Genomic DNA, 8,324 nt, shown 5'->3' with positions numbered 1-8,324 from the left:
TTGAAAATAAAGAAAATAGAGAAAAACTCATAAAAACCCTAATAATACACTTAAATTCTTATTTAGAGGCTGAAAGTAATCTACAAAAAATCAAGATTTTAGTCAAAATATATCAAAATTTACAAAAATGTAGCCGAACTCCTGTTCTTATTGACATAGAAGAACTTGAATTTAACAAAGAAGACATTTTCGAAGAATTATTTTATGCTTTAGGCGGTTTAGGAGGTATGTATTCCGTAGAAATAATACAATCAAGAATTGCAAATTTCATCAAAATACTTGGCGGAGAACCTAAACTTTTATTAGAACAATTTTAAACACATAGACTTCTTCTTGAAGTCTATGCAAATACTCAATTTTAGAAAAATTAATTATTCAATAACGCAGCTTTTATTGTATCATTTGTTGCTTTGGCATATATAGCAGTAGTATTTAGTTTTGCATGTCTTAGAATTCCACAAGGTTTGTTCCTTTGGCTGTTAATCTCATGGCTAAAGTGTGTCTAAGCAAATGAAGTCCTTTTTTGCTGATCAAAGCTTTAGCGTAAATATTATTTACAATCAAAAAAGCATTGCTTCTATTTAAATGTTTTCCTGTGCTAGTTTGCATTATGTAATCACTATCTTGGATATTTTCTTTAAAATATTCAAGCTCATCATCTACTTCTTCTTTTTTAATAAATGCAAATTGTTCTTTACCGCCCTTGCCTATTATGGATATTTTTAATATTTCATCATCAACCTCTTCAAAATCACAAAGTTTTACATTTAAAGCTTCAGAAATTCTAAGTCCTCCATAAAGCATAAGTTTTTTCTAAAACTATTGTAAACTTCTTTTTTTGCTTTTTCTTTCTCTAAAACATTATTTAGCCTTATAATTTCATTTTCATTAAGATAATTTAATTTTCTTCTGATTTTTCTGTTCTAAATCTAATTTTCTTCATATCAAAGGAAAAAACAAACAAATCATCATTATTATCGCTTATAAAAGAAAAAAAGCTAGTTAATACTCTCAAATAAGTTATTTTTGTTTTTTTGATAGTTTATTGCCATTTTTTCTAAATAATTAATAAAATTGACTAAAAAAGTCGTTTTTATATCGTTTATTTGCATTTCATCTTGATATTCTAATAAATATTCTACAAATTCTAGTAAAATACGCCTATAAAACAATAAAGTGTTCTTTAAATATATATTATCTATATAAATAAAATTTCATATAATCCACATACAACATCAGAAATTGATAATAAATATTTATCTTGATTTATCTTATTGATGTTTTTAAGTTTTATTCCAACAATTTCATAAAACTTTAGTTTTATTGTATTTAATTTATCTTCAGTGTAAAAAATTTATATTTTGCAATTAGTCCTTCAAACAATTTTATAGATGTAAAATCTATATTTTCAAGTTCTTTACTATACAAATAATTATTTATAACTTCTTTTAATTCAACTTACAAAACCAAAGCTAGAATATGATTTTATTTTAGTGGATGAAGCACAGGATATCAACGCTTGTGTTATCGACATTGTTCTTAACCAAAAGCAAGCTAAAAAAGTTTTTATAGGAGATACATTCCGAAGCATTTATAAATTCAGAGGTGCTGTAAATTCCTTAGAAGTATTAGCATCTATGCCAAAATCTCATATTTTATATCTAACTCAAAGCTTTAGATGCCCACAAAGCATAGCTACTATTGCCAATTCTTATTTGGGAATTTTAAATGCCCCAAGAGATTTTAAAGGAACGCTAAAACCAAGAAAGGGAAATGATGAAAATGAAGCAAAAGCTATAATATGTAGAACCAATGCTAAACTATTTGATATAGCAGTAAAAAATTTGAATAAAAAATTATTTTTTGTGGGAGGGGTGAATAGTTATAGTTTTGATGAGTTATTAGACATACAAAATCTTCTGTTTAAAAAACACAAATATATCAAAAATCAGTTTATTGCAAAATTTGCCGACTTAAAAGAACTTCTTGAATATATCAACGAAACTAACTAAAGAGGTTGACTTAAAACAAAAAATATTTGTTCTTTTTAAATATGTGCATAGCGATATTATAAAGCTTATTAAAGATATTGAAAAAAGTTGTGTTAAAAAACAAGAACAAGCTGATTTGATATTAAGTACAGGACACAAGAGCAAAGGTTTAGAGTGGAATAATGTTGAAATTATTGATGATTTTTTAAACATCAAGCAAGAACTTGAAGAAAGAGAACAAATTACCATAGCAAAAGAAGAATTAAATCTTTTGTATGTGGCAGTTACAAGAGCTAAAAATTCTTTAAACATTAACAAAGATTATTTGCTTGAAAAAGATTTTATAGAAAAAAATTAGAAAGGATAACAATAGAATGAAAATAATTAAAAAACTACAAGAAGATGGAAGCTTTAAAGAGCAAACTTATTATTCTGTCGATGAAGTTGCAAAAATGTACTCTGTAACCCATACAACAGTTCGTGTATGGAACTCAAGAGGTGTTCTAAAAAGCTTTAAATTAGAAAAAGGTTATTACATATCAAAAGAAACCATTCTCGATTTTCAGAAAATAGAAGACCCCCCCCCCAAAAAAAAGGAGAGGAAAAATGGTTGAAAAATATTATAATAGAGAAGAAATAGCAAAGATGCTTAATGTAAATATCCTAACAATTAGAAATTGGGTTAAGTCAGGATATATTAAGGAATATAAAATTAGTACAAATGTAAGAAAACCATTATATAATCTTGAAGAAATTGAAAAAAATTAAACTCCAATTCAAACAATATATAACAATCAATCACTCGCCTATGCTCTCGCTTCTTTTAGCGGGAGCGGTATATATTCAATCAACTCTTTAATATACACTTTTAAATACAATGGTAAAAATATTAAAAAAATAGGAATAAACATAATGTTTATAATTTTCCTAACTTTTATCCTAACTTTTTATTTTTATGCTATTTATAAATATTGTATAGTAGTGTTTTTATTAGCATTATTCAAATCTCGCTAACCGCACCATTATTTAAAATTATAATCATTCAACTTAAAATACCAACTATTCAAAATCAAATTTCAACTTACAATTTCTTAAAGTTACAAAAAATAAAAAATATTGGTTTTTTTAAAAAACTTAAAAAATATTAAGATTTTTTTTAAGTATAAAGAATATAATTCTATCCGTTTTCAAAAACCATCCCTTAAAAAGGATTATTCAATGTTTGTTTTTATACCATTATTTACAATTTTTATTTTACTTGCAGGCGGATATTTTGCCAAAAGAATTGGCGTTTTAAAACAAAAACAAGCTAGGACTTTTTTAGATTTTGCTATTATTTTTGCTTTACCTTGTTTGATTTTCGATAAAGCATATCATTTAAATTTTGATTTTTCATTGATTATTTTTATTTTTATTGGATTGTTTAGCTGTATACTAGCAGCTTTTTTTGCTATTCTTATTGGAAAAGTTTTTCATTTTTCTAAAGTAACTTTAGTCAGTATGTTTTTGCTTTCTTGTTTTGGAAATACTATATTTGTGGGTATGCCTATTGTTGCTGGTATATTTAATGACCCACAATTTAGCGCTGAAGTTATATTTTACGATGCTTTAGCCACAACTTTACCTATATCACTTTTTGGACCTTTTATACTTTCTTTGGGAAATGGAGAAAAAGTCAGTTTACTTGCTAATGTTAAAAAAATTCTTAGTTTTCCACCTTTTTTAGCTTTGCTTTTTGGTTTTTTGTGCAAATTAATTACTTTACCTGAATTTATTTTCTCTCCTATTCGTTTATTTGGCGCTTCTGCAACCCCTGTTGCACTTTTTGCCATAGGTTTAGGACTTGGCTTTATGGCGATTAAAACCTCTTACAAACCTACAGTAATTGTCATCTTTGCTAAAATGATTTTAGCTCCTTTATTTTTTGTATTTTGTTTAAAAATATTTAATTTAGAATTAAAAAATTCTACCATTGTTGCTATTATAGAAAGCGCAGCTCCTACTATGACCTTAGCAGGAGCTATGGTAATGAAAGCTAAACTAGATAGCAATTTAGCCGTAAGTGCTGTAGCCTTTGGAGTTCTTTTTGCTTTTGTTTCTATGCCAATTTTAATTTGGGCTTTGTTATAAGCTCAAATTATATGGCTAAATTTTTAGCTAATTCTTTAACTTTTTTAAGATCAACTTTTCCTGAACCTAGGAGGGGAATTTTTTCTATTTGAAAATAATATCTAGGTTTAAAAAGTGTAGGTATATTAGAATTTTTTATAATCTCACATACTCTTTCAAAAATTTCATTATTACATTCTATGAGTAAAGCAATTTGTTCCCCTTTTTTCTCATCTTCTAAAGATGTGGCACAAAATTTAACCACTTCAGTATCTATAAATTTGGCAATTTCTTCTTCTATTACACCCAAAGAAATCATCTCTCCGCCAATTTTTGCAAAGCGAGAATAACGATCGACAATATATAAAAAACCATCTTCATCCAAATGTCCCTTATCTCCCGTGTTGTACCATCTTATGCCATCAATTTCTTTAATAACTTCATCGGTTTTTTCTTTGTTATTAAGATAGCCTACCATAACTTGATGACCGCCTATAAGTATGAGTCCATCTTCATTTGTTTTTAAATTTTCATAATTATTTGGATTAACAATACGTACCGCAGTTCCAGGTAGAGGCATTCCTACACTTCCTTCTTTATTGGCACGATGTATAAGCCAATAATCCGCATCAAAACGATTCGGCAAATTTACACTCGCTACAGGTGTAGTTTCCGTAGCTCCATAACCTTCAAAAATGCTTTTTTTAAACTTCATTTCAAAAGCAGTTCTTACTTCATTTTTTAGTTTTTCAGCACCTGATACAACTATTCTTAAGCTTTCAAACATTAAAGCATCAAGTTTTTTATTTCTTGCATAAATTCCTAAAAAGGTTGAAGTTCCACACATAATAGTGACATTATTTTTAGCAACAGTTTTGGCAACCCCTAAGGCATCAGTTGGATCTGCAAAAGTGATACTTTTAATACCTTCAAGCAAAGGCAAAAATGTAGTTACGGTAAGTCCAAAAGCATGAAAAGGTGGTAAAGATGAGAGAATGACATCATTGTTTCTTGTGCAAAGCACATCAGAAATTTGTGCTATATTGCTTAAAATATTACGGTTATTGAGCATAACACCTTTTGGAGAACCCTCACTTCCGCTACTAAACAAAATAGCTGCGATGGCAAGATTGTTTTTTGAAGGAGTGAAGATGCTTTTGAGTATAAAACTAGGCATGATACTAACTGCTAACATCATGCTAAAAATTTTAGTTTTTTGCATTTTAAAATCTTCTACAATATCTTCAAAATAAATTAAATGTATATTTGTATCGAAATTTAGGTTTATACCTTTATTTGCTAATTTTTCTAAAAAAGTTTTAGAAGTATAAATTTGTGAAATTTGCGCATTTTTTATAGCTGCTTTTAGAGCTTTTTCTCCAGCCGTAAAATTAAGATTTACTGCAATTTTTTCTGCGATTAAAACAGATAGATTGGTTAAAGAACTTGCAAAAGAAGCAGGTAATAAAATTCCTATAGCTTCCTCTTTAGGAGCGTAACTTCCACGCTGAGGGTTAATATTTAATTCTTTGGATTTTCTTTTAATAAAAAAATTAAGAATTAAACTAAGACTCAACATTTTTCTATAAGAAATATCTCCAGCTAGCGTATCGATAATGGCTATTTGATTTAGATTTTTTTTAGCTGTATCTATCCAAGCTCTTGCTATAGTATGCATAGCTTCACATTGTGATTTCCAAGCCATAAAAGAAAGTTCAAAAACTTTAGCTTTAACTTCATCTTTTTTAGAATGCAAAGGCATGGCTTTACCAAAAGCTATAGCAATTTTTCTTTTATTTAAAGTGCGGTTTCTTGCTGAAAATTCTTCATCGCTTCTTGAAAAAGCACTACCCCAAAGTCCTCTTATATAAAAAGGAATAATTTTTCCATCATCTTCGCTTAAATATTCACAAGCTAATTCAAATCCTGCTTTAAATTCATTTAATTGTCCATGTCTTGAAAGTGTACCTTCAGGAAACAAGCAAACTAAATTACCTTCTTTGATATGCTTTGCTATCAGTTCTAAACTCGTCTTACTTCCCGTGCTTGATACAGGAATAATGCCAAATTTATCAAGAAAAAATTTAATATACCATTTAGAATAAATGCTTCTTTCCATAACAAAATAAATTTTTCTTGGAATTGCCATTTGTACAACAGCCCAATCAATAAAAGAAATATGATTACCCAAAAGCAAAGCTCCGCCTTTTTCTGGTATATTTTCAAAACCTTCTACAAGTAAGCGGTATCGTTGTAAAAAAGCTATGCTTAAAAGTATACGCACTAAAGAAAAGGGAAATTTTAAAAGTATATAAAAACCTCCTATAAAGGTTACTAAAGTAATAAAATAAAACAAATAAACCACATTGATTTCAAATTTTGCAAATAAAGTTGCTAAGAGTAAAAATCCTAACATGGCAATATTTTGAAAAAAATTATTTCCTGCAAGAATTTGCCCCAATTCATTTTCTTTGGCATGAAATTGGATTAAAGTATTTAAAGGAACGATAAAAAGAGCTCCACAAAATCCAAAAAAGAAAAATAAAAAACTATAACTTAATAAACTTATAAAATAAGGCATTAAAAAAGCCATTAAAAACATACCCAATGCACCAAGTGGAATAAGTCCAAGTTCTATATAATTTTTTGAAAATTTACCAGCTACTAAAGAGCCTAAAATCACTCCTATACCAGAAAAAGCGAGTGAAATTTGCACATAAAAAGTATTTTCTATGAAAAGTTCATTTTTGACAAAGACAGGAAAGCTAACAAGATAAAGTTGAGATATAGCCCAAAAAAATGAAATTCCTATTATGCAAAGCCAAATAGTTTTATTTTTAAAAACAAGCTTAAGATTATTTATTAGAAGTTTTCCATGAATATAGTCTTTTTTATTAAAAACTAAATCTTTATTTGTTTGTTTGAGCTTAGGTAAACGCCACGCAAAAAATACTTCGATACAAGAAAATAAAATTAGCACAATTCCTAAAGGCGCTACTTCTTTTAAAATTTCATCTGTTTGATTATACGTAGAGCTATAAAGACTTTCAAAACTTAAAGAAAATAAAGCCATTCCTGCTAAGATTGCCATAATGCTTACTGCATTAATTACACCATTGCCCATAGCAAGAAAGTCTTTTCCTACAAGTTCTTTGATAAAACCGTATTTGCTTGGTGAATAAATCGCTGCTTGTGCTCCCATTATAAAAGTAAAAATAAAAGCCATCCAAAAAGCACCGCTATAGTAACAAATGCAAATTATTAAAGTGAGTATAACATTGAAAATTGCTGAAATTTTCATTACAATATTTTTTGGATATTTATCCGCTAAAAAACCCGAAGGAGAAAGCATAAGAATAAAAGGAAGTAAAATCAAAGCATTAACTATAGCATTTAAAAATAACTGCTCGCTTCCTTCATAGGCCTTATAAATAGTATTTTGAATAATAATTTTATGTCCCAAATCCACAAAAGCATTGATGAATGCTATAAGTAAAAAAGGAATTAATCCGTAAATTTTCAAAAAAGATTTTTTTTGCATTATTTAAACCTCGTCAATTAGCACTTATTTTACAAATTTAGGAAAATTATCTATATTATCTTTTAAAATAATTCCATCGATTTTTAATTTATAAAATTTTTTAAAATTCTCTAATTTATCAACAATCATTAAAACCCTACTATCAAAAACATAAAATTCTGCAACCTTGCTAGCAAATTTTGCAAGTTTTTTATCATTGCATAGCAAAAATTTAGCTCCTAAAGCATTGGCTAAAAATATCTCGTCTTTATTTTGCACTAAAATAGCAAATTCAAAATCATTTTGACTTAAATAAGAAATCAATTTTTCATCATAAACAATACAATAAACTTTATTATCTTTAACTTCTTCAACACTTTCAATAAAAGAAAAATCTAAATTTTTTAATAATTTATGTCCAATAATAAGCATTTTTTTTCCTTAGCTCTATTTTTTATTATTTTGCAAATTATACTTATAAAATTGTTACCAAGCAAGATGGCGCAGCGGACGGGGCTCGAACCCGCGACCTCCGCCGTGACAGGGCGGCATTCTAACCAGCTGAACTACCGCTGCATCCAAAGTAAAGAAGTAGAGATTATAAAACCTATTTATGATTTTATAAAATGGTGGTCACTATAAGACTCGAACTTATGACATCCACCTTGTAAGGGTGGCGCTCTACCAACTGAGCTAAGCGACCT

9 protein-coding genes and 2 tRNA genes are annotated in these 8,324 nt (G+C 28.1%); 6 read left to right on the top strand and 5 right to left on the bottom strand.

The genetic code is table 11. The annotated features are described in order from the left end of the window. The first annotated feature begins 29 nt into the window (after positions 1 to 29). Positions 30 to 317, top strand: a complete 288-nt coding sequence (locus AJN69_RS05425) for a hypothetical protein (RefSeq protein ID WP_172671472.1) — start codon at positions 30 to 32, stop codon at positions 315 to 317. Positions 318 to 447: 130 nt separating this feature from the next. Here AJN69_RS05425 and AJN69_RS10630 read toward each other — a convergent pair whose 3' ends face one another. Continuing rightward, positions 448 to 804, bottom strand: coding sequence for a site-specific integrase (locus AJN69_RS10630; RefSeq protein WP_148116010.1), 357 nt, complete (start codon positions 802 to 804; stop codon positions 448 to 450). A 689-nt stretch (positions 805 to 1,493) separates the two neighbouring features. Between AJN69_RS10630 and AJN69_RS10350 the strand changes: the two genes are divergently transcribed. From AJN69_RS10350 to AJN69_RS05400, 5 genes are all read left to right on the top strand, one after another. Beyond that, positions 1,494 to 2,012 (top strand): hypothetical protein, encoded by a 519-nt coding sequence (locus AJN69_RS10350; protein WP_250602279.1) that lies wholly within the window; start codon positions 1,494 to 1,496, stop codon positions 2,010 to 2,012. Then, the gene (locus AJN69_RS10345; RefSeq protein ID WP_250540854.1) at positions 1,987 to 2,349 is read left to right on the top strand and encodes a 3'-5' exonuclease; all 363 of its coding nucleotides are present in this window, start codon (positions 1,987 to 1,989) and stop codon (positions 2,347 to 2,349) included. The genes AJN69_RS10350 and AJN69_RS10345 overlap by 26 nt, the downstream gene beginning before the upstream one ends. Positions 2,350 to 2,365: 16 nt before the next feature. Then, on the top strand, positions 2,366 to 2,605 hold the full coding sequence (locus AJN69_RS05405; protein ID WP_044780280.1) for a helix-turn-helix domain-containing protein: 240 nt from the start codon (positions 2,366 to 2,368) through the stop codon (positions 2,603 to 2,605). Continuing rightward, positions 2,598 to 2,759, top strand: coding sequence for a helix-turn-helix domain-containing protein (locus AJN69_RS10075; protein ID WP_153882520.1), 162 nt, complete (start codon positions 2,598 to 2,600; stop codon positions 2,757 to 2,759). The genes AJN69_RS05405 and AJN69_RS10075 overlap by 8 nt, the downstream gene beginning before the upstream one ends. A gap of 450 nt (positions 2,760 to 3,209) precedes the next feature. Then, positions 3,210 to 4,121, top strand: a complete 912-nt coding sequence (locus AJN69_RS05400; RefSeq protein WP_002861688.1) for an AEC family transporter — start codon at positions 3,210 to 3,212, stop codon at positions 4,119 to 4,121. Positions 4,122 to 4,128: 7 nt separating this feature from the next. Here the strand turns inward: AJN69_RS05400 and AJN69_RS05395 are convergent, their stop codons facing one another. From AJN69_RS05395 to AJN69_RS05380, 4 genes are all read right to left on the bottom strand, one after another. Beyond that, on the bottom strand, positions 4,129 to 7,641 hold the full coding sequence (locus AJN69_RS05395) for an acyl-[ACP]--phospholipid O-acyltransferase (RefSeq protein WP_070287871.1): 3,513 nt from the start codon (positions 7,639 to 7,641) through the stop codon (positions 4,129 to 4,131). Between the two features lie 24 nt (positions 7,642 to 7,665). Beyond that, positions 7,666 to 8,052: a hypothetical protein gene (locus AJN69_RS05390; RefSeq protein WP_044779481.1), complete on the bottom strand. Its 387-nt coding sequence runs from the start codon at positions 8,050 to 8,052 to the stop codon at positions 7,666 to 7,668. Between the two features lie 67 nt (positions 8,053 to 8,119). Further along, a tRNA-Asp gene (locus AJN69_RS05385) sits at positions 8,120 to 8,196 on the bottom strand. A gap of 51 nt (positions 8,197 to 8,247) precedes the next feature. Next, a tRNA-Val gene (locus AJN69_RS05380) sits at positions 8,248 to 8,323 on the bottom strand. Position 8,324 lies beyond the last annotated feature (1 nt).

Source organism: Campylobacter sp. BCW_4338 (assembly GCF_001763255.1).
Taxonomy (GTDB): Bacteria; Campylobacterota; Campylobacteria; order Campylobacterales; family Campylobacteraceae; genus Campylobacter_D; species Campylobacter_D jejuni.
The sequence above is the reverse complement of the archived record's forward strand: the minus strand, read 5'-3'. Positions and strand labels throughout refer to the sequence as shown.

Bases quoted from the DNA above. Each gene is read 5' to 3' on its own strand.
- AJN69_RS05395 (WP_070287871.1), bottom strand. From the start codon at position 7,641: ATGCAAAAAAAATCTTTTTTGAAAATTTACGGATTAATTCCTTTTTTA.
- AJN69_RS10630 (WP_148116010.1), bottom strand. From the start codon at position 804: ATGCTTTATGGAGGACTTAGAATTTCTGAAGCTTTAAATGTAAAACTT.
- AJN69_RS05405 (WP_044780280.1), top strand. From the start codon at position 2,366: ATGAAAATAATTAAAAAACTACAAGAAGATGGAAGCTTTAAAGAGCAA.
- AJN69_RS05400 (WP_002861688.1), top strand. From the start codon at position 3,210: ATGTTTGTTTTTATACCATTATTTACAATTTTTATTTTACTTGCAGGC.
- AJN69_RS10075 (WP_153882520.1), top strand. From the start codon at position 2,598: ATGGTTGAAAAATATTATAATAGAGAAGAAATAGCAAAGATGCTTAAT.
- AJN69_RS05390 (WP_044779481.1), bottom strand. From the start codon at position 8,052: ATGCTTATTATTGGACATAAATTATTAAAAAATTTAGATTTTTCTTTT.